This is a genomic window from Chitinophaga sp. (assembly GCF_039596135.1).
In the GTDB taxonomy this organism is placed as follows: Bacteria; Bacteroidota; Bacteroidia; order Chitinophagales; family Chitinophagaceae; genus Chitinophaga.
The window spans coordinates 1-19,385 of record NZ_JBCNKH010000009.1 but is presented as its reverse complement, the minus strand read 5'-3'; the positions used below and the strand labels follow the sequence as shown (position 1 = coordinate 19,385).

The following is a 19,385-nucleotide window of genomic DNA, read 5'->3' as shown; positions in this document are numbered from 1 at the left end:
ATTCACTGATTTATTAGTGCGATTTGCTATTTAAAGTGCTGTTCACAATTATTAGTGGGGATTCCGTTATTTTCTGGAGGAGAGAGTGGATACCAAATGTTGGTTGGAATATTTTGCATTATTAAGCTCGTTTAACCATTTATGGTACATTTTCTCAGGCATTTCACGGTATCCTAATGCTGCCGGCTTTCCAAAAAGTACTTCCATTTGGGCATAGGTTGTTGCTGCTTCGGTTCTGCTTTCGCTTTTTGCTTTAGGTATATTCGTTTAATCGTTTCTGCATTCAATAATATAGCCTGTACATTCAGGGGATAGTATGATAATGCCAGGTCACAACATTTAAGGATAAATCCATCGTAATAATTGTGTGATTGCTGCTCATACCCTTTCGCCAGGTCCGATACACATAATGCTATATTTTGTTGGTTGCTAAGTGTATCCATGTAAATACCACTTTGTACCGCTTTTAAGGATACATAGCCAGACCCCATTATCTATGCGTTCAAAAGTAAGGCACCAACATAACAAACTGAGAAAGGACACATATTACGAGTTAAAGAGGCTTCGCTGCATGTAATAGCCTGGTTGTGAATTGCTTAACTGGTAGCCGCTGTTGTTGAAAAAACAGCCTTTGAGGAGTCAAAATTTTAGCACTAACTTGTAACCAGTATAATATTCGATACAGCTTATACGTAATTCGAATACGTATAAATAGTAGATTGAGTTGAGAAGAATGAGCGAGTTGTCAATAAGTTAATTATATCCATATACCTAAATGAACGAAATTTCCAGGTTATATTCCTGTTGTCTGTGATTGTTATGTTGATTTCTTGCTTAAAATCACAACCCGAACAGTCGGATTCGATGTTAACAGTATTAAAAGACACCCTTTACCTGGGCCCTTTAGGGGGATAGACTCCATTGAGATAATTGCATCGGATAGCTGGAGTATTAGTGATACTTCAAATTGGCTGACTGTAACCCCTGCTGCCGGCAAAGGCATTGCCTGGGTCAAACTCAGTTATCCGGATAATGTGAGCCGTTACGAAGAGCGAATCGCTACATTACTGGTACAAAGTGGTAAAAAGACTCACACAATTAAGGTGATACAGAACATTTCGATGCTTTCGGGAAGAAACCGTGCCGGCACCACTTTTACTTTTTTAAAATCTTCAACTAGATGAACTTTTTTGTAGCCGGGTCGGGTGACCTTTGTATTATGGAAAATATAAAAAGCATAGAAGAAATCATTCTCATCTACACCAGTGCGTGGAACGAGACCGAACGTGAAGCCATCCGCGAAAAGATCGACCAATGCTGGTCGACAGAAGGAACATTCACCGACAAAGTAACCAACACCATTACGGGACGGGATGCTATTACCGACCTTATTATCAGTTCGTACGGTCAAATGGGTCCGCGGACTTTTATAGTACTGGCTGAGCCGGTTACGCACAACCACAGCGGCCGTTTCCGCTGGCTGGTCATCCGACCCGAGGGTTACCCGGCAGAGGGCATGGATTATTTTGAGTTCGACGAACAGAACCGCATTACCCGTATTGTGGGTTTCTTTTAAGCATGACAGTTGTAACGATTCCGGACACCGTGCAAGGCACAGGGATCTGCTTAAATTCGCGGACCGCCGCCTGTACATGGATGAATACCTCCCGGCATTTCACCGTGTGATGGAACTGCTAGCGGTGCTTACCACGATATAGCCGAACCGCTGCGTGTGGCTTCTCTTGCCAACCTAAAATTGTACATGACGTGCCAGTTTGCGTTGTAATACCTACCTTAGTACATGCACCAGCTAATCCTGAACAATTTTGCCCTTCATGTAGCGCTTGCCCCTCATGAACAGGAGCAAGCGCTTGCCTTCTTTCAGCTCAGAGAGGTGAAGAAACGAACCTGGTTGCTGCATGCGGGAAAAAACGGCCGCTATATTTATTTCGTTAAAAGCGGATGTTTACGGATGCTTTATACCGATAAGAGTGGCGAGGAGCACAACATCGGTTTTTACCCCGAAAACTGGTGGGTCTGCGATATTGTGAGCTTCTTTAATGAGAAACCCGCATCGAATGCGATTCAAACACTGGAAAATAGCGAGGTATACTATATTTCGTTACCACAACTGGAAACACTGTTCCAAACCATTCCGAAGTTTGAGCGCTTTTTTCGTATCCTCACCCAAAATGGTTTTGAGCTGTACCAGCGCCGCATCACCTCTCAACTTTACAAGAGTGCCGAAGAACGCTACCTCGAGTTCCGCAAGTGCCACCCGGGGCTGGAGCAACGCATCGCCCAAAAACATATCGCCAGCTATTTAGGCATCACGCCGGCGTTCTTAAGCATGATGCGAAAGGAAAGTAGAGTGTGATCTCATATTACACGTTAGATTTGCGTGGTGATTTTTTGCGGGCAATCATTACGAAATATCCTTCTATAAATATCTATTAAGTAAGGAAATTAACAAACCCCGGGGTTAACAGAACCAATGGATAAAATAGCTTTAGGGAAAACAAACCTGGGTTAACAAACAATCAGTCCAAATTGCAAAGGGGTAGCTTTTCTATCCCTTTTGTTGATATTACAAAGTTACCAGGTACTTGCGCAGATTTTCTGCGTAGTGAAAATTATCTTTTCTATTCTCCTGAAAAATTGATTGAATTTTAAAAGTATTGGTTTGATTTTTTGTAGCAGCAGGGGTAGCTCTACAACTACTTTTGCATTACAAGTAATAACAAAAACACACACAATACCATGAAAACAAAAGATCAGATCAGGACACTTGCTCAACAGGCATTTCAGAACCATCTTACTTATTTATCTTCAGGCCGTATCAGTGAATGGGTAGACCTTTTCACAGCAGATGGTGTACTTGAATTCCCTTATGGCCCGGCAGATTTTCCCAGCCATGTAGCTGGTAAAACAGCCCTGTATGATTACATGAAAAACTTCCCGGAACACTTTAAGGTTGAATTTGAAAACCTGCATTTCCATGGTACAGAAGATCCAACCCTTGTGATCGCAGAATTTACCAGCCGCGGACACGCCATTTCAACCGGCAAGCCTTACAATCAGAAATACATATCAGTGGTGACAACAAATGAAGATGGGAAGATCGTGAAATATGTGGACTTCTGGAACCCACTGGTGGCAATGGAATCTATCAATCAACCACTTGCCAGTTTCGTATCCTGAACCTTCAACACATAACGACCGCAAACCCTTGTTTGCGGTCGTTTTAATATATGACCGATGAATTTTTTGCGTAATTTTATTTTTCCGAAACAGATCCTGATAAAGAAAATGGCTAAACCGGAAACAATAGAAGAATACTATGCAAGCCGCCCTTTCCTTGCTGCCACAGGGACAGGAAAAGACACCGCTCATTTTAATATCTTTCAAATAGGTGATCCGGATATACAGGACATCCCCAATCAATTTGGCCGGAAAGATTTCTTCAAGATCTGTATTATCACAGGCAACAGTCTTATCCATTATGCCGACAGAACATTTGAAGTAAAGGAACATGGGTTATTATTTGCCAATCCACAGATCCCTTACAACTGGGAACCCTTATCCACCAACCAGCAGGGATTTAGCTGTATCTTCAATGAAGGATACTTTGAACACTTTGGCAGAATAAAAGAATACCCTGTATTTAAGCCAGGAGGCTTTCCTGTATATGAATTGACGCCAGCAGAACTATCCGCTATCAAAGTCATCTTTGAACAGATCATGTCAGAAAAGAACGGGGCATTTGCATTTAAAGATGATGCGATCCGTACCCTGGTACTGCAATTGATCTATAGCGCACTAAAAATACGTCCTGCTATGACAACTTCACCCGAAAAAGTAACCGCAGCCCGCAGGATCACTACTTTATTTTTAGAATTACTGGAACGTCAGTTCCCTATCGACAGTACTTCTGCAGAAGTACAATTACGTACACCTTCTGACTTTGCCAATCAAATGGCCGTACATGTTAATCATCTGAATAAATCTGTGAAGGAAATCACTAATAAATCAACTACTGGTATTATCATGCAAAGGCTCCTGCAGGAAGCTAAGATCATGCTAAAACATACCTCCTGGCCAATTGCAGATATTGCCTATGCCCTGGGTTTTGAAGGGCCTACACATTTCAGTACTTTTATTAAAAGACAGTTACAGCTATCACCTTCGCAGTACAGGAATAGTTAATTCTATTTTAAACATACTGTGAGGAAAAACGCTTTCTACGTCAACCATTTTGTAGCTCGTATTTATTACTAATACAGCAATCCTTATTAGAGAATTTAATAATAATGTAATATCCCTATAAATTAATCCTGTATTACCCAATTTATTGCTCTAACTTTAGCAAGGTTGCATTTGGCCCCTTCTGATTTATTTTGGGTTTCTTTTTCTTCCTAAGTTGCTGTTTTTTAGCAGTATATGTGTTTAATTAAAATTATAATTGTGAATATTTTTGTAGGTAATATAAGTGAAAGAACAACTGAAGATGAAATATGGTCTTTATTTGACCCATTTGGAGTTGTATATAGTATTAATGTGGCTTATGATAAGTACAGTGGCCGTTCTAAAGGCTTTGCATTCGTTGAAATGCCAGACGATTCCAATGCAGTACAGGCAATTAAGGAATTGAATAATTCAGTAGTTGCTGGCCAGACAATAGTAGTGTATGAGGCTCGTCCAAAACCTGAAGGACCAGAAAATAATCGTTTCTCCAGATCCGGCCCAAGACCTGGATTTAGACCCAGATACTAATAGTTGGATGTTTAAAAACGTCGATTACCTTTATCTGTTAAGAGAGCAGAAGAGCAAAGCCGCAGAATACGTTAAGTAGTTTGTAGCTTTGTTTTTACTTTTCTATGTACCAAATAGTAGCAACCCAAGCTGAACTTCCCGCTTAATATTCTAATTATACCCTCAATAAATCTCCAGGATGGGATATAGTAACAAGAACTGTCAGTAACTGCTGTCAGCCTACGAGGTGATGATGAAGATTTGTATCATCATGTTAGTTGTGTGAGTTCGGAAACTTTAGCCTTTACGAGTTCCCCGGTCTGTATGAATAGTGCATTGTTTAAAAAGAAACCCTAAGCCTGATTTCGAAATAATGTGATTTACTACACACTGAACTTACGATTTAGTTCCAGTGCAGTCACTATACTTCTATAGACTTTTGCATTGTCAAGCATAAGGTGTGTGAAGAAAATAATATTGTCAATCGCTATGGGGTGAAATCGACTAACTAATCGAACTAAATAGAAAACCCGCGACTAGCGCGGGTTTCTTCGGAATTTCGCGGGCTACGAGGGACAACTTTCGAATCTTTTTAGTGAAGATTTGTCTAAAATTGCTCATTTTTTACATTAATTTGAATAATAAATTATCAAGCTGATAGTTAAATTTTCTATTTGCCTCTTGATTTAACATGCACAATTTCTAACATACACCTCCAAAATTATTTTATTCAACCTTGCCCTTGCAATGCTTGGATCTGTGATAAGTTAGAAATGACTGTATAACCCCGATGGGCGTAACTTTCGAGAAAAATCAAATTTGATTTCCCCATATGTTGAAAACAAACAATATTGTTATTTATTTAGCAGCCTATCTTTGTTAGGCCAATTAGAGCAACCTCAAAAGGACATTTCAATACTTTTTGCTATTTGATTAATTAAGAAATATTATCATGTTAAAAGAGAAACCACCCCAAAGAGGATTAGTAGTTGTAATCCAGCTCACGCTTAAAATTGAAGACCAGATTGAAGAATCTACAGCTATTCTTAATATTGAAAATCAGCTTGAGTATCCTTATCAATATTCAATTGTTAGCTGGGAGTATCAGGTTGAATTTCGCTTTCTGAAGCCTAGCGAAGGCGAGCCATATAAAATAGAAGGGATAGATAATCCGTCTGGAATAGAATTGCTGATTTTGAGGTCGTTAGAACAAAATCAGCAATCAATCTTACTTCAGGGTCATTTGGAAAACTACAGAATAGTTAGTAGATAATTACTTTACTAGGTTAGCAACATAATATCTATTAGTGAATAGGATGACACAAATTGGTTGTCTAATTATTTTTTATGGTGGTATATCATTTCCAACGAAATGATCAGAAATGGAATATTGTCTCCAAGTTTTTTTAATCCGAGGTTGAAACCTGCTCAAATAATAGTTACACCTGTTTTTTTCTTACTGTAAGAGGGTAACATAGCCAAACCCTAAAAATCAATAGATATATGTATCCTTCACGTTTTATGAAGAAGGTTAATCTCTTCAACAACTGGGCTACTTGTGCTGCGGCTGAATCATTTAATGCCGAGGGGGGAATTCTTTAGGAATGCGATGAGAGGTGTAAGAAATATCGAACTCTTCCTTTGGAGATTGTGTTAAGCTTCTGATAGATGGTATTGTCATCAAAAAAAGATTCATTAATCTGGATATTGTTCTAATAATTGATTAAATTTAATTCAGTAGAACAAAGAGTTGTTTTGTTGCTTTATTTATTGTTAAATTTGTTGTACTGTTAAAATTAAAAAATGGATATAGTAGAACAGGTTGTGGGAAAATACTTAGTGGATTTGGTTACAGCAGCTTTAGAAGGAAATTCTCAGCGTGCCGAGGTTATTGCATTAAGTTTATCAAGAAGTTTGCGGAAAGAAAATCTTATTGTAGCTAAAAAGATTGACGATGCATTAAGTTTGTTTTCTCTGAGAGGTTCTTCAGCTATGCGCGGAGGTGATGTTCCTCCACCTCCAATTGACGCAGATACACATGCTGAAATGGCAAAAGTTATATCACCCGCAAATCTCACATTGAGTCTGCCAATTTTAAATTTAGAAACTGAGGTGCGAATAAAGGCCTTTCTAAATGAAAGAGTGAATGTGGGAAAATTAATTGAGAATGGAATAAAGCCCTCAAATAGTTTATTATTTGTAGGATTGCCCGGAACTGGGAAAACGATGCTAGCACACTATATTGCGCGTGAGTTGAATAAAAATCTTGTTGTCCTAGATTTATCTGCTAGTATTTCTAGCCTTTTGGGAAAAACAGGCCATAATCTAAAAAAGGTTCTTGAATATGCAAAAAAGACTTCCGCAGTGCTTTTACTTGATGAATTTGATGCAATTGCAAAAAGGCGTGATGATTCAACGGATTTAGGAGAAATTAAACGTGTCGTAAATGTTCTATTGATGGAATTGGAAGAATGGCCTGTTTCTTCCGTTTTAATAGCAACGAGTAATCATCCGGAACTTTTAGATCGTGCAATTTGGCGTCGATTTGATCATAGCATTGAAGTTGGCGTGCCTGAAGAAAAGCAGCGGATTTTATTGTTAGAAAGAGATTTGGGCTCTTTTGTTAATATTGAAAAAGAAGGCGGCGGCATAATTGTAGTTATAGCAAAGCTCTTAGAAGGGAAAAGTGCCGCAGATGTTATTAAGTTTTGTAATAATGTTAAAAGAAAAATTATTCTTAATGAACAAGATCCTATTGAAGCTTGTTTTAATGAACTTGATATTGACAAATCAGAGAAGAAAACAAGAGGCACTATTTGCATCTTACTTAAACAACATTTTGGTGCTAAAATAACGGTTAGGAGAATCGCTGAGATTACTAAGCTTAGTTCTACAGCAGTACAACATCATTTAAAAAAGATATCTCATGAGTGACAATTCTAGACGGCCAATTTTATATCGAGGAGAACAGTATAGTTCTCCTATACTAAAGGGAGGAAAGCGAACGTTACCTGAACCTAAAATAAGCTATGAGGAAGCACGTGATCTTTTAATTAAGGACATCCAGTCAACTTCAAATGAATTACGAAATGTCCCAGCCCAAATGCGAATGCCTAATGAGGCAATTGTGTGCTTAAGGATGCAGCCTGAATTTTCAGCCAAAAGCTATTATCCGTCTTCATTATTCAGCGCATTTGATGATATAGATGGAATGCAGGAGATAGGTTCACGGCTTTGGCGTCCTAAACAAGAAAATAAGGGGGATGAAAATATTGAAAGTAAACCAGGTAAGCTACTCTTCGTACGCACAACGGAAGAAGCACTAGTAACTTTGCAAAAGAAATTGAACAGTGCGGAAGACTTACTGAGCAAGAGTTTCATGAAAGATGTGCGCAAGTTATCAGGTATAGATCTTTTGAGAAATGAAGAACAAGTTTTGGGATTTCATAAAGAATGGCAGGCAGGTAGAATTGAAGCAGTACTACATCCATTTGCTTTGGATAGCGAGCAGGTTTTTTTTCATTTTGTTCAACTTCTCCAGAAAAATGGAATTGATCCCAATAGTCTGAAATATAAACAATACGACGGGGGAGTGACATTTGTCAGCATAGATGGGGACCGAAAGCTTCTAGATATCTTACAAGGCTACAATCCATTACGTATGGTTCATCCTCTTAGTATTCGGGATTTACCTAGCTTAATTCGTGGTACAGTCTCTTTAGGAATCCCCAAAGCTCCCATCTTTTCCTCTCGGCCATCCACAATACTAGGAGTATTGGATGGAGGAATTGAGCCAACTAGCGATCATTTGAAAAACTATGTGGAGGCTATTGATGCTGTACCTGATGAGGCATTAGCTGCTGGAATAGAACATGGAACTCAAGTTTCAAGTGCTGCATTATTCGGTCCACTAAATCATTACAATAATAATGAGACTTTACCGGAGCCAAAAGTTTTCGTCAGAAATTTTAGGGTTCTCTCTTCAAAAAATATTCGTGACAGGGAATTGTATGAAACGATTGACGCGATTGAAGGCTTGGTTCCTAAAAATCCAGACATCAAAGTATATAATTTGAGTATCGGTCCCCGAGGTCCCATTCTAGATGATGTTATCAGCCGTTTCACTTTCGCACTAGATTTGCTGTCTGCTCAGCACAATATTTTATTTTGTACAGCTGTTGGCAATGATGGGCTGCAGACTGGATATGATAGAATACAATCTCCTTCCGATATGGTAAATGGATTAGCCATTGGTGCATATACTATTATCGGTAATGACAAAGTTCGTGCACCGTATAGTTGTATAGGACCGGGCCGTGAAGGTAATAAACTAAAACCAGATTTACTTGGATTCGGTGGCTGCGACCGCAATCCTATCCAGCTACTTTCCACTACAGCTGGGCATAAATCATATACATCAGGTACAAGCTTCGCTAGTCCAATTGTGGCAAGTGTTGCCGCCCGCCTAATAGACAAGAGTAACTCTGCTATTGATTCAACCGTTGCCAGAGCACTTCTGGTTCACTCAACCGCTGAGAAAACTGAAAAGAAGCATTGCTTTGAAATGGGGCATGGTACGTTACCAGATAATATAAATGACATAGCTGTATGCCCTCAGATGTCTTATACACTAATATATCAAGGAGAGATTGATCCAGGTAAATATGGCGAATATCAAATTCCATGGCCCAAAGATTTGACACAGGGAACTGTAAACTTTAGATGGACATTAGCTGTATTAACAGGGGTTGATCCGCAAAGTCCAGACGATTACACTTCATCAACAATTGAAATAGCATTCTACCCTAATTCTAAAATATACGGGTTTACTAAAGCAGGTCAATCACCTAAATATTTAAATGTCGAGCTTAAGGCAGATGAAGTTGCTCAGTTGGAAATGGATGGATGGAAACGCTCAGCATATCCAAAAACAGCATCAAAGTCATCTGGTTTTCAAACAGAACATGATTTAAGGGCGGATCTTAAATGGGATAGTGTTGACACTCGGGCTATTTCTAAACGAGCCTCTGGGATAAATTATCCAGTATTTCATCTTCACGCAATTAACAGAGCAGGAGCAAGAACAATGAGTAACAAAGTTAAATTCGCTCTAGTTTTAACTGTAGATGCTCCTAAGGCAAAAATGGATATTTATTCGAAGGTTAGGAATGAATATTCTGCACTAGTTCCAATAAAAATAGATTTGCAAGTTGATGTAACCGCTTCCGCAAAAGTATGATAATATTATGTTCAAAATTTAAGGTAAAAACTAACAGCATCTACCGATAAGCATTCGCAGTGTTGAAATTATCAATCAGAAAGAATGTTGATGGTATTTTGAAGCAGATATTAGTAACCAACCAAAGCCTACTCTAAAAGATTGTTATACATGCAATGAAAATTTTTTTGCATAGGATTTATTTTAAAAACAAAAAAAATTAGGCTTGAATGACTGTCAAATCAGAAGTGCTGAAGAATGGAACAAGCAAATGAAGATAATCATATTTACACTGCTTTTTATTTATGATTGGGAAATCATGTATCATTATGATAATGTAAAAATCATGGCGCTGCAATGTAAATCATTTGGTTGTTAATGTATATTTTCCAAAGCGATGTGGTCAATAATTGAAATATTCAGGCCGTCATTCTTGCGAAAAAGCCGCCTGCAAAGAAGAAGATAAATATTTTGAAAATCGTATTTTACTATTCATATTTTAATAAAAATGATTATAGAATCATATAAAATGGCCGCCTCCCTAATTTTTAATTGACAAATCCTGCTGTCGTATTGCTTCCTATACAGTGCTTACGGCCTATGTTATATTGCGTTACCCATGTTTTTAAGACTGGATAATGTAACACCATTCTTCTCACAGGAATCTTTCATTTTTAAAGTACTGGCCTGCCATTAGGTTAGCAAGCGTTTCTTTTAAGTTACTGATCTGCGATAATTTACAGGCCGGCTTTTGGGATCTGACATTTATTAAATTATTAGATGCCAAATCTAGCGCCAAGCAATGGAGCTATGAACATGCACTTGCCCGGTGGTATACGATTATTTAATGAGTTAGCTTATATTTTTAAGCTAAGAATGTCTTTCTTTAGTTTGCTAAGAGGGCGGTTAGTAAAGTTTTCGTCCTCATATTCTACTCCAAATAGAATACGGTAAACATCTCTTTTCGTTAAGGTTTTATCTAGGAGCTTACCTAAGCTAGTTAAGTATTTTTCATTATATTTTTGCTTCAATAAATTAAGATCAGCCAATTCAGATTGATGATGTTCATAAATTTCTTTGATCTTCATCCTTTCTATAGTGGATTTGACTTTTTTATTTCGACTGTCGACTGTAATCTTATAAGAATTAATTTTACTATCAAATGTAGAAACTAATTGGTAATCTGCGGTTATTTTTTGGTCAATGTAAGGATGAATAGTATTCTTTAAATTGAATTTCATGCGATGCTTTACAGAAGTATTGCAAGGAGTGCAAGATGGTATCAGATTGTAAAAGGAAAGAGCTAATAAAGGATACACCTCTTGAGAATACCAATGGTCAAGAGTAGGGCGAATAATTCTTTCATTCTTTTTTGAATTTGTAACTACGGTTACTGTATAAAGTCTATTACAATAAATGCAGGTGGATATTTTTAGATTACTGCACAGGTCATAAGCACTATACCGATTCTGGCCACTTTGGGGCTTTGAGGACCAATCGGTATAATTAATGATTTTTTCGAACAAATTCTTTTTTGCAACAGATAGGTTTTTATATTGAGTTCCGACTTTGTTCCAGAATTTTTTGTTTAAAGTGAGTAATTGCTTTGGAGTGCTTTCAACTATTTTTTCAATACCTACATCTTCAAATGCTTTAACCCAGGCTGCGGGAACGGTCTTTACCTTTCCCATTCGGGAAGTGCATATAGAGCAGGCCGAATCAGAACATCTACTTGCTCTCGTATTACCATATAGCTTTCTCTTAATGTAACAAGAGGTGTTTTTTACGTGCGTTTGGCGTGCTGCCGCTATATGTGGCAAGCTATCGTTTATATACAACATAGATTTTAAAGGTCTTCTGTTTTTAGATTATACTCCTTCATTATGCGCAAAATGTCTTCTCTTGCTTTGTATTTTTCAACATCTGAGATTGTGTCGTCCGGGAACGCAATGCGATACATTGCGTTCAGCTTATCCTTTATTAACGGTTCTCCTATTATGTCTATTAACTGGCTTATGTTGGATTTTTCAAGTTCAACATCCCACCCTTGAGGTTTACCAGTCCAATAATCCAGCATCTCTAAATTATTTTTATATAGCTTCATTTCGTCTTTCAAGCCCTTGCCTTTCGCTATTAGATAATTGAGTATGTTGATTGTAATCTCAATCTTTTCTTTTGCAAATGCCCCCATAAAACCATCGTTTAAAAAGAATTCGTCAGCCAGTAAGTCATGTATGTTAGCGGCAAAACTATTATATCCGTTTTCTGACGATTCAACTTTTCCTTTTTTCAGTTTGAGAATTTTTTGTTGCTGCAGGTCAGAGAGTATAAAGGGAGAATGTGTTGCAAGCAAAATATGGATGCCGTAAAGACCACTATCTAACTTTGATAATGCATGTAATAACTTCTTGATGAAAAGCCGCTGCATGTTTGGATGAAAGTATAGTTCAATTTCATCGAGGAGGATTGTAACGTAATTATACTTATTCTCATCGTCCTGGATTGAATCAATATTTCGTATGTGGTATAATATGCTACTCAAAACACTAACAATCTGATATTCTCCTGAACTTGCCTTGCTGAAACTGCTTTTACTTTCGTCATTCAAATGAAAATCAAGATTAAAAATTGCCGGAGGCAATAATTCTGCTATTGATTGAATTTCATCGTTTGTATTAATGATATCGGTTGCTATTTTATTATACTCATCTAATTGAATAACGGTGATTTTATTTTTTATGGATTGTGTTACAATAGTTTGCAGTTGAGGATGCTTTAAGTAATATATTGTTTGTTTCAGCTTTAATGTAACGTGGCTGTTATCGTTTTTAATATCATTGAAAAACTCGCCTATCCTTTCTTCAAAAGCTATTTCTGCCTGCTCATTCACGTTGGCCGGTTGAGATACAGAGGACAGTTCGATTAATCTATGAAGCCCATTGTATTCCTTTAAGTAATAGGTATATCTGTCAATGATCGTTAAGGCTTTGTAAGCAATGTAGTATTCACATTCAGTCTTGTATTCACATTGCTGTAATAAATCTTCATCCAGCTCAAATGCACGTATTACAGCATGTGCTATTATTTGCACAATCTTCTCGTTTTGATATACTTTTTGATTGACAGATTGCCTGACAGAATTGGCTTTCCCTTTATTAAAGTACACGGAAAAGTAGTCAATGCGTTTACCGTCGTCTAAAACACGGAAACTTTGGTCAAGAATATTTGCATCATGCAATTCCAATAAATTCACCAAAAGTCGCATATTTAACAATGTCCTTTCCGCATTAATGTCTATGTTTCCCCGCGTTCGCTGAGGATTAATTACTATTGGCGTAAGGTAGCCGTCATTTTTATGAGACAAAGGCGTAATCCAGTCTGTGGTATAATCTACACTATTTAATGCGTAATGTGAAAAATTGACCAGTATGGTGTAAAAGAAACTGCTTGTGATGTTTTTAATGGAAATGGGGGTTCTATTTAATTTATAAATTATATTCTGGCTTTTTTCTGAATTATCCTGGTCAAATCGATAAAGCGTTATTTTATCTTCAAAAACCATTTTGTATAAAGTGTCGGCAAGCCAGTACAGTTCAAAATTCAGATACTTCAATGGTTCATTTTCAAGATGGTCAATATATTTCTGCTGCAATGAAAAGTTGTAAATACCCATAAGTATTAAATCTAGCAAGCTGCTTTTACCTGAACCATTCTTGCCAACAATAGCACTAATATTGACCCACCTGTTTTCCAGCCTGTATAATGCTTCAGCTTCAATCGGTGTCTGGATAAATTTTTGGATGCTATTCTTACCCTTTATTGCCGGGTTTTCAGGTTCTATTGTTTGATCTATAGGATAGTATTGAAATGGAGAGAGTATTTTATGAATGTTTTTGCTTTTAGTCAATGTTCGTATGCCTACAAGCCTGAACCTAGCTTTACGCCTAAGTTCATTGGAGGTGTATTCTTGAAATTTTTTTGTATATAGGTCTGGAAAATTAATAAAGTAATACGCTTGCTCTGATAATAGAGGATAGTCTTCAATCTCTTGATTGGCAAGTAATGACTGATAGTTAGGGAACGACAAGCTACCTCTTGCTGACATTAATTCCCTGTATATTAAGTATTGCTGTGTGTTATTATCCAGAGGCAAAAAATCTGAACTTTTAATCCAAAACAAGAAAATAGTGAAAGACGGTATTTCAATGCCGCGCCATTTCTTTGGTTTTTCCCATATTTCCTGCGTTAATGCATTCTTCCCATTTGTCATTATGTGGTCAAAAGTATCCCAGATGTCAGCCTGCGTTGTTTCTGACCGTACATATTGAAGTTTAAGGGCCATTGGTGTTGGGCATCCTTCAAAATTGATATCCTTCCATCTTTGTGGCTGCAGAGGCGATAACACTGCCCATATTGCATTTATTATTTTTAAACGGTTTTCTTCTTTTTGTCTGCTGCGGTTAAAACTTACGAATAGTTGAATTGGGTCTAAAGATGGAGTTTTAATGCGGGAAGTATTCGACAGCCAATCATTGTTATCCCTATATACTTTTGACTTTGCGAGTAATTTGTATAATCTCTGCCCGGATAATTCTTTATTTTTCTTAAAGAAAAGATGCAGCTCCGCGGCAATTTTACTGTACACCTCATGCCAAGGAATTTTGTTGTTGGATTTCATATAAGGAATGTGTTGCCTGGGGGATAAATTTACTTTTTTAAGTACAAATCTTAGCAGCTAATTTTTAGCAAGGGTTACTAAATGTTCGGCTTTGCATTTTAATGCTAAAAATAAAGAGCCTGCTGCAACAGCAGGCTCTTTATTCCTTATAGTCTTACCTTCTCAAGCCCGTACGCATTTGCTCTGGTACGAACACGATAAATCGGCACACCGGGAAGAGAGATTGCAGCAGCTGCGACCATCTCATCCTGTGCCTGTTGAGAAGTATTAAGTCCAAAGACGATTTCCGATACAGCCTCGATTGGAAAATTCGCCGCTCTCGGCCTTATCAGACCAATTCCGGCTGTAATAAAGCGTAATTCCTCTTCCGTTTGCCAACGGGTTGATTTTTGGAATAATTCATTATCTAAGATGCCTTCATTATTGCCAAGAACATGGTAATCGACAGGGGTATCATCGTACTTTATATCCCCAACAGTGCAATGTAGCGCTCTTGCCAGTTCCACTGTATTAAACCCGACGGCAAAGCCGAAATGATTTCCGTAATAGGCCCACATTGCCTCATTTTCAGCAGATTTACAGCAACTAAGCACACCGATGGGATCGTAATGTTCTCTTTCTAAAATGTACTCCCCACGGTTCTGTTGAAAATAGGCTACTGGATCAGCTCTCATCGCCTCAATCCGTATATCCACCTGTTCTTCTAATTCCTGCGCTGTTAAATCAGGCTCAAATACCCTTCCTGCTTCCCGTATTTTGGTTCTTGCTGTATTCCAGTCAATTGCTCCTATCACAAAGTTATAAGGAGGTCGTACATCATATGGGTCATTTAACGAATGAGGGTGTGCAAACCAAACCTCCTTGTCTATAATAATTCTTTTGTGATTATCATTCTCCCATGTTCTGTATTTATACACAGTCGGTGGTGTATTACTTCTAATCTCATCTGCGATTTCATTAAAATTATTATACTTTTTTATCATAACTTTCTTGTTTTAAAAGCCACGAATACACAGAACTTCCTGTTTAAATATCCTTAAAATGAGAGTGGACATATGAAAGAATTTATGGAAGATGTAAAACTGAGTATACCTTTTTACGGGTTTATAAACTCTATAAAGTTGTTAACAGATGCAAATTTCAAACTCATAATTAAATTAAAAAAGTAAATAACATAGTATTAATGTCATAATAGTATGTCTTAGTATATCATTAACATTATATACAAGGATAATAATTGGCGATAAAAGCTTTATTTAAAAGGTATAAAAAATTTGTGCCCATCTACGCAAAAAGATTACGCAGTTTGTTCCAATATTTGCTAATACTCTTATCATATAAAATTTTCATAATGTCAAATGTTCATACAATTATTCTGGGAGCCATTGATTTCATTTTAAATGAAAAACAAACTATTCGGTCAGAAGCAGATATTTCACAAGCTATAAGGTCATCCTTGCCGGTAGGTCATAAGTTAGTAGGCAAAGAGCTGGCTGAGTGGTATGCATTTATTGCGGTAGAAGGAAGTAGATATGAGGGTGATAATTGGAATATTTACTACGGCCCTTCATTTATTAGATTTATAGATGGTACTGTTAAACCTTCATTTACCTTGCAGGATATTAGTGAGGATATGATAATTTATTGGGAGACTAGAGCAAAAGAGTGTTCGCATCCAATATTAATTGCACGATATGCGGGGCTAGTACATTCATTTAAGAAAAAAGTTACTGGATCAAAAACAGATTTGAATATTATAACTCTTTATTTGGAGAACCTGCTGAAGAGTGTTTTAGATGGTTATTTAACAAACCCATTAATTTGTTATTTAAAGCTTGAACGATTACTTGATTTATCAAGTAGTCTAAAACTAGATGTTATTTTTAAGGATAGCATTGATGCAGTAAGAAGCTTAGAGCATAAGTATTCAGAACAAAGTAAGCCTGGTACGTGGGTAAAATCCTTCGAACTTCTAATTGATAAGAAGTTTAATATTCCAGACGAATTAAGGAATGAAATTATTAATGAACTTGCTTACAGATTTAATGCTTCCCTAGTAGCTGATAAGGATGGAAAGTTTGATTTATCAGGGTCAGAAGCTGCTTTTTCAAAATTAGCACCTTATTTCAAGAAGCATAAATTCCCTGAGAACTTAAAGAATTTATTAATAGCTATGTCCAATCAATATTGGGCTGTTGCTAAAATTGCAAATCCATTAATGGCCAATCACTATTATGAAAAGCTATTAAACATTGCTGATGAATTTGGAGATAAAAGCATGTTACCTCCAATATACAAAGCCATCCAAAATAATAATCCAAAAATATTGGATGAAATGAAGCCTTTATCAATTGAGATTGATATATCAATGGAAATGGTTAATAATGTAGTTGAGGAAACTCTATCAGGGGATAGTTATACTATTTTGAGTAAACTAGCTTATGGTTTCATATTTAACCCACATGATGTTTTTACATCAGTAGATTCCAATAGTAATTTGGCTTCTATTATTACCAGAACCTTACACGATAATACTGGAAGAAAAGTTGCGACAATAAAGCCAATTGATAAGGATAAGGAAGGACAAGTAATTAATTATTACGGAACCTTTTTAAAGGCGTCTTCTCCAGTAATTCATTATCCACTTAGAAAAGGTATAGAAAGGGGAATTATTACCATGGATAATATAATGGATTTTATAAAACAATCTTATACAATTGCGCCATCCAAATATCCGATAATCGAAAAGGCATTAGCAGCATACCTAAAAGGAGATTATATAATATCACTACATCTTATGATTCCTCAAATTGAAGCAGCTTGCCTTGCAATTCTTGAAAATGCTGGTGAAGCAACGTTAACGGGCGCAAAGAAGAACGATGGGATGAATTGGAGAATCTTGGACAATATTTTAAACGACAAGGTATTTATAGACGTGGTTGGTGTAGATGTATCAATTTATTTTAGAGCCATCTTTACATCTAACGTCGGCTGGAACCTTCGCAATTTAATTTGTCATGGGATAACAGAAGAAGGTCATTTTAGTGAACTGTATGCTGATAGGGTATTTCTAGCATTACTTTATTTTGGGCTTCACCAAACAATTCTAGAAAAATAATGAATTAAGCAATAAGCTGTAAGAATTTTATGATACTAATTCAAAAATACAAACCTTGAATCCATTTAGTTCGGTTCTGGATTTGTTATCGCAGAATAAAAATATATAGTTAGTTACGATAATTTTAACTTAATAAATTCGGTTGCAAATTTTTCGGCATTTTCTCTACCTTTTTCAATTACAAATGTTTCTTTATTGTATTGGGCTTTTTTTGTCCAATTATAAGATCCATGTATTACAACTTTTAAATCAATAACGCAGAATTTATCATGCATTATATTGGAATATGGGCCAGAAGGTTTTTTAAGATAAGTATCAAAATGCTTGTCTACATTTAAGCCTGATTTTTGGTTGATCTCATCATCAATCATTATTATTTGAACATTTACTCCCTGCAATTTTCTTTTATAAATTTCCCGAAGAATAACAGGGTCGGTAATCCAAGCGACTGCTACCCAAATTAAAAATTTTGCTTGTTGGATTTGTTCAATTATTTGGGCCTGTATTTCTTCAAAATGCACTTCTGTTGAAGTTTCTTCAATTAAATTATCACCAATTATTTTATAAGTATCATCTATTTCTTCAAATCTAAATCCATCCATCATTAATACAGTATTCATTTTCTTAATGGCAGCTGCTATTGGCATATACACATCAAACCATGCCGGTGATACTAATAATTCCAATAGGTTTTGAAGTTTAATAGTTCCATTTATTTCAGTAAGCTGTTTCCGTGTATATTGTGTTCGGCTTAGACTTTCAGGCATACCCTGTTCATAGACATCTTTAATTCCAACAGCATTAAAAAGTGCAATTAAGTCCTTTCCAGATTTTGTAGGCATTACTTCATCTTCACCAGTAATAAATTGTTCCAATTTTCTAAGTACCAAAGGGGATAATTTCATAACGATGTAGTATTAATTCTTTATACTGGCTATAAGATCATTAAAGAGGATCTGATGACAAGATGTTTTGTACTAATCTATTATTTTAAAACACCTTTCATTTGAACTTTGCTAATGAGGGTATCTATTACAAATAGATTAATCTACGTCACTCAAAAGCTCGGATAATTTAATTTCGTGGATTCTGGCTAATTTGAGTAAGGAAGCAAGTGTCATATTTTGACCTCTCTCCCAGCTCATATATTGTGAAGTTTTTATGCCATATTCGTGGGCAAAGTGTTCACCGCTGGTGAAGTCCTTTTCTTTCCTGAGCTTACGTAAGCGTTTTCCTATCTTGGAATATACAATCTCAAATTGAGCTTCTTCTTCTTGTTTTTTCTCCTTCATTTGAGCAATTTAAACAAAGACAGTTAAAACAACATCTATTATAACAGCCGCATTTAAATTAGCAGCAGTTATAACTGTTTATTTAATTTTATTTTATATCTTAGGCTATATTTACGCCTGAGAAATATTTAAGGCTATCACTCTCTACTGCCGAACCGACCAAACAGCAGGACAGGAAAAGAGTGAGGCCCGCGTATGATTGTAGATTCTGTTTATGTTGACCCGGGTCTCTGGGATGTTGCCCCACCTGCGTAGCAGGTAATAAAAGTAAGAGCTAAATGCTATGTAAAATACAATGATTATTTATTTCTTCGTCTTAGTGATTCT

15 protein-coding genes are annotated in these 19,385 nt (G+C 36.6%); 9 read left to right on the top strand and 6 right to left on the bottom strand.

Annotated elements, in window-relative coordinates:
• Positions 1–173 precede the first annotated feature (173 nt).
• Positions 174–443, bottom strand: coding sequence for a hypothetical protein (locus tag ABDW16_RS08640; protein ID WP_343669072.1), 270 nt, complete (start codon positions 441–443; stop codon positions 174–176).
• A gap of 737 nt (positions 444–1,180) precedes the next feature.
• On the opposite strand from ABDW16_RS08640, the gene ABDW16_RS08635 reads away from it, so the two are divergent.
• From ABDW16_RS08635 to ABDW16_RS08600, 8 genes are all read left to right on the top strand, one after another.
• Positions 1,181–1,576, top strand: a complete 396-nt coding sequence (locus tag ABDW16_RS08635) for a hypothetical protein (protein ID WP_343669071.1) — start codon at positions 1,181–1,183, stop codon at positions 1,574–1,576.
• 225 nt (positions 1,577–1,801) lie between these two features.
• Positions 1,802–2,377, top strand: a complete 576-nt coding sequence (locus tag ABDW16_RS08630) for a Crp/Fnr family transcriptional regulator (protein ID WP_343669069.1) — start codon at positions 1,802–1,804, stop codon at positions 2,375–2,377.
• 383 nt (positions 2,378–2,760) lie between these two features.
• Positions 2,761–3,201: a nuclear transport factor 2 family protein gene (locus ABDW16_RS08625; protein WP_343669067.1), complete on the top strand. Its 441-nt coding sequence runs from the start codon at positions 2,761–2,763 to the stop codon at positions 3,199–3,201.
• Between the two features lie 108 nt (positions 3,202–3,309).
• Positions 3,310–4,206: a helix-turn-helix transcriptional regulator gene (locus ABDW16_RS08620; RefSeq protein ID WP_343669066.1), complete on the top strand. Its 897-nt coding sequence runs from the start codon at positions 3,310–3,312 to the stop codon at positions 4,204–4,206.
• A gap of 258 nt (positions 4,207–4,464) precedes the next feature.
• Positions 4,465–4,773, top strand: a complete 309-nt coding sequence (locus tag ABDW16_RS08615) for an RNA-binding protein (RefSeq protein WP_343669065.1) — start codon at positions 4,465–4,467, stop codon at positions 4,771–4,773.
• A 931-nt stretch (positions 4,774–5,704) separates the two neighbouring features.
• Positions 5,705–6,025 carry a hypothetical protein gene (locus tag ABDW16_RS08610; protein ID WP_343669064.1) on the top strand — a complete coding sequence of 107 codons (321 nt, stop codon included), beginning with the start codon at positions 5,705–5,707 and terminating at the stop codon, positions 6,023–6,025.
• Positions 6,026–6,555: 530 nt separating this feature from the next.
• On the top strand, positions 6,556–7,686 hold the full coding sequence (locus tag ABDW16_RS08605; RefSeq protein ID WP_343669063.1) for an ATP-binding protein: 1,131 nt from the start codon (positions 6,556–6,558) through the stop codon (positions 7,684–7,686).
• The gene (locus ABDW16_RS08600) at positions 7,679–9,991 is read left to right on the top strand and encodes a S8 family peptidase (protein WP_343669062.1); all 2,313 of its coding nucleotides are present in this window, start codon (positions 7,679–7,681) and stop codon (positions 9,989–9,991) included. The genes ABDW16_RS08605 and ABDW16_RS08600 overlap by 8 nt, the downstream gene beginning before the upstream one ends.
• Positions 9,992–10,827: 836 nt before the next feature.
• On the opposite strand, the gene ABDW16_RS08595 is transcribed toward ABDW16_RS08600, so the two are convergent.
• The 3 genes from ABDW16_RS08595 to ABDW16_RS08585 form a co-directional block, all read right to left on the bottom strand.
• Positions 10,828–11,661 (bottom strand): hypothetical protein, encoded by an 834-nt coding sequence (locus tag ABDW16_RS08595; protein ID WP_343669061.1) that lies wholly within the window; start codon positions 11,659–11,661, stop codon positions 10,828–10,830.
• A gap of 155 nt (positions 11,662–11,816) precedes the next feature.
• Positions 11,817–14,648 (bottom strand): AAA family ATPase, encoded by a 2,832-nt coding sequence (locus ABDW16_RS08590; protein WP_343669060.1) that lies wholly within the window; start codon positions 14,646–14,648, stop codon positions 11,817–11,819.
• Between the two features lie 146 nt (positions 14,649–14,794).
• Positions 14,795–15,631, bottom strand: coding sequence for a hypothetical protein (locus tag ABDW16_RS08585; RefSeq protein ID WP_343669059.1), 837 nt, complete (start codon positions 15,629–15,631; stop codon positions 14,795–14,797).
• Between the two features lie 368 nt (positions 15,632–15,999).
• Between ABDW16_RS08585 and ABDW16_RS08580 the strand changes: the two genes are divergently transcribed.
• Entirely contained in the window at positions 16,000–17,766 is a 1,767-nt protein-coding gene (locus tag ABDW16_RS08580; RefSeq protein WP_343669058.1) for a DUF4209 domain-containing protein, read from the top strand.
• 113 nt (positions 17,767–17,879) lie between these two features.
• On the opposite strand, the gene ABDW16_RS08575 is transcribed toward ABDW16_RS08580, so the two are convergent.
• Together ABDW16_RS08575 and ABDW16_RS08570 are read right to left on the bottom strand one after the other, a co-directional pair.
• Positions 17,880–18,671, bottom strand: a complete 792-nt coding sequence (locus ABDW16_RS08575) for a phospholipase D-like domain-containing protein (RefSeq protein ID WP_343669057.1) — start codon at positions 18,669–18,671, stop codon at positions 17,880–17,882.
• A gap of 138 nt (positions 18,672–18,809) precedes the next feature.
• Complete coding sequence (locus ABDW16_RS08570; protein WP_343669056.1) at positions 18,810–19,058, bottom strand: helix-turn-helix transcriptional regulator; 249 nt, start codon at positions 19,056–19,058, stop codon at positions 18,810–18,812.
• Between the last annotated feature and the right edge of the window lie 327 nt (positions 19,059–19,385).

Coding starts and splice junctions, on each gene's coding strand:
- ABDW16_RS08640 (WP_343669072.1), bottom strand. CDS start 443: ATGGATACACTTAGCAACCAACAAAATATAGCATTATGTGTATCGGAC.
- ABDW16_RS08635 (WP_343669071.1), top strand. CDS start 1,181: ATGAACTTTTTTGTAGCCGGGTCGGGTGACCTTTGTATTATGGAAAAT.
- ABDW16_RS08630 (WP_343669069.1), top strand. CDS start 1,802: ATGCACCAGCTAATCCTGAACAATTTTGCCCTTCATGTAGCGCTTGCC.
- ABDW16_RS08625 (WP_343669067.1), top strand. CDS start 2,761: ATGAAAACAAAAGATCAGATCAGGACACTTGCTCAACAGGCATTTCAG.
- ABDW16_RS08620 (WP_343669066.1), top strand. CDS start 3,310: ATGGCTAAACCGGAAACAATAGAAGAATACTATGCAAGCCGCCCTTTC.
- ABDW16_RS08610 (WP_343669064.1), top strand. CDS start 5,705: ATGTTAAAAGAGAAACCACCCCAAAGAGGATTAGTAGTTGTAATCCAG.
- ABDW16_RS08605 (WP_343669063.1), top strand. CDS start 6,556: ATGGATATAGTAGAACAGGTTGTGGGAAAATACTTAGTGGATTTGGTT.
- ABDW16_RS08600 (WP_343669062.1), top strand. CDS start 7,679: ATGAGTGACAATTCTAGACGGCCAATTTTATATCGAGGAGAACAGTAT.
- ABDW16_RS08595 (WP_343669061.1), bottom strand. CDS start 11,661: ATGGGAAAGGTAAAGACCGTTCCCGCAGCCTGGGTTAAAGCATTTGAA.
- ABDW16_RS08590 (WP_343669060.1), bottom strand. CDS start 14,648: ATGAAATCCAACAACAAAATTCCTTGGCATGAGGTGTACAGTAAAATT.
- ABDW16_RS08585 (WP_343669059.1), bottom strand. CDS start 15,631: ATGATAAAAAAGTATAATAATTTTAATGAAATCGCAGATGAGATTAGA.
- ABDW16_RS08580 (WP_343669058.1), top strand. CDS start 16,000: ATGTCAAATGTTCATACAATTATTCTGGGAGCCATTGATTTCATTTTA.
- ABDW16_RS08575 (WP_343669057.1), bottom strand. CDS start 18,671: ATGAAATTATCCCCTTTGGTACTTAGAAAATTGGAACAATTTATTACT.
- ABDW16_RS08570 (WP_343669056.1), bottom strand. CDS start 19,058: ATGAAGGAGAAAAAACAAGAAGAAGAAGCTCAATTTGAGATTGTATAT.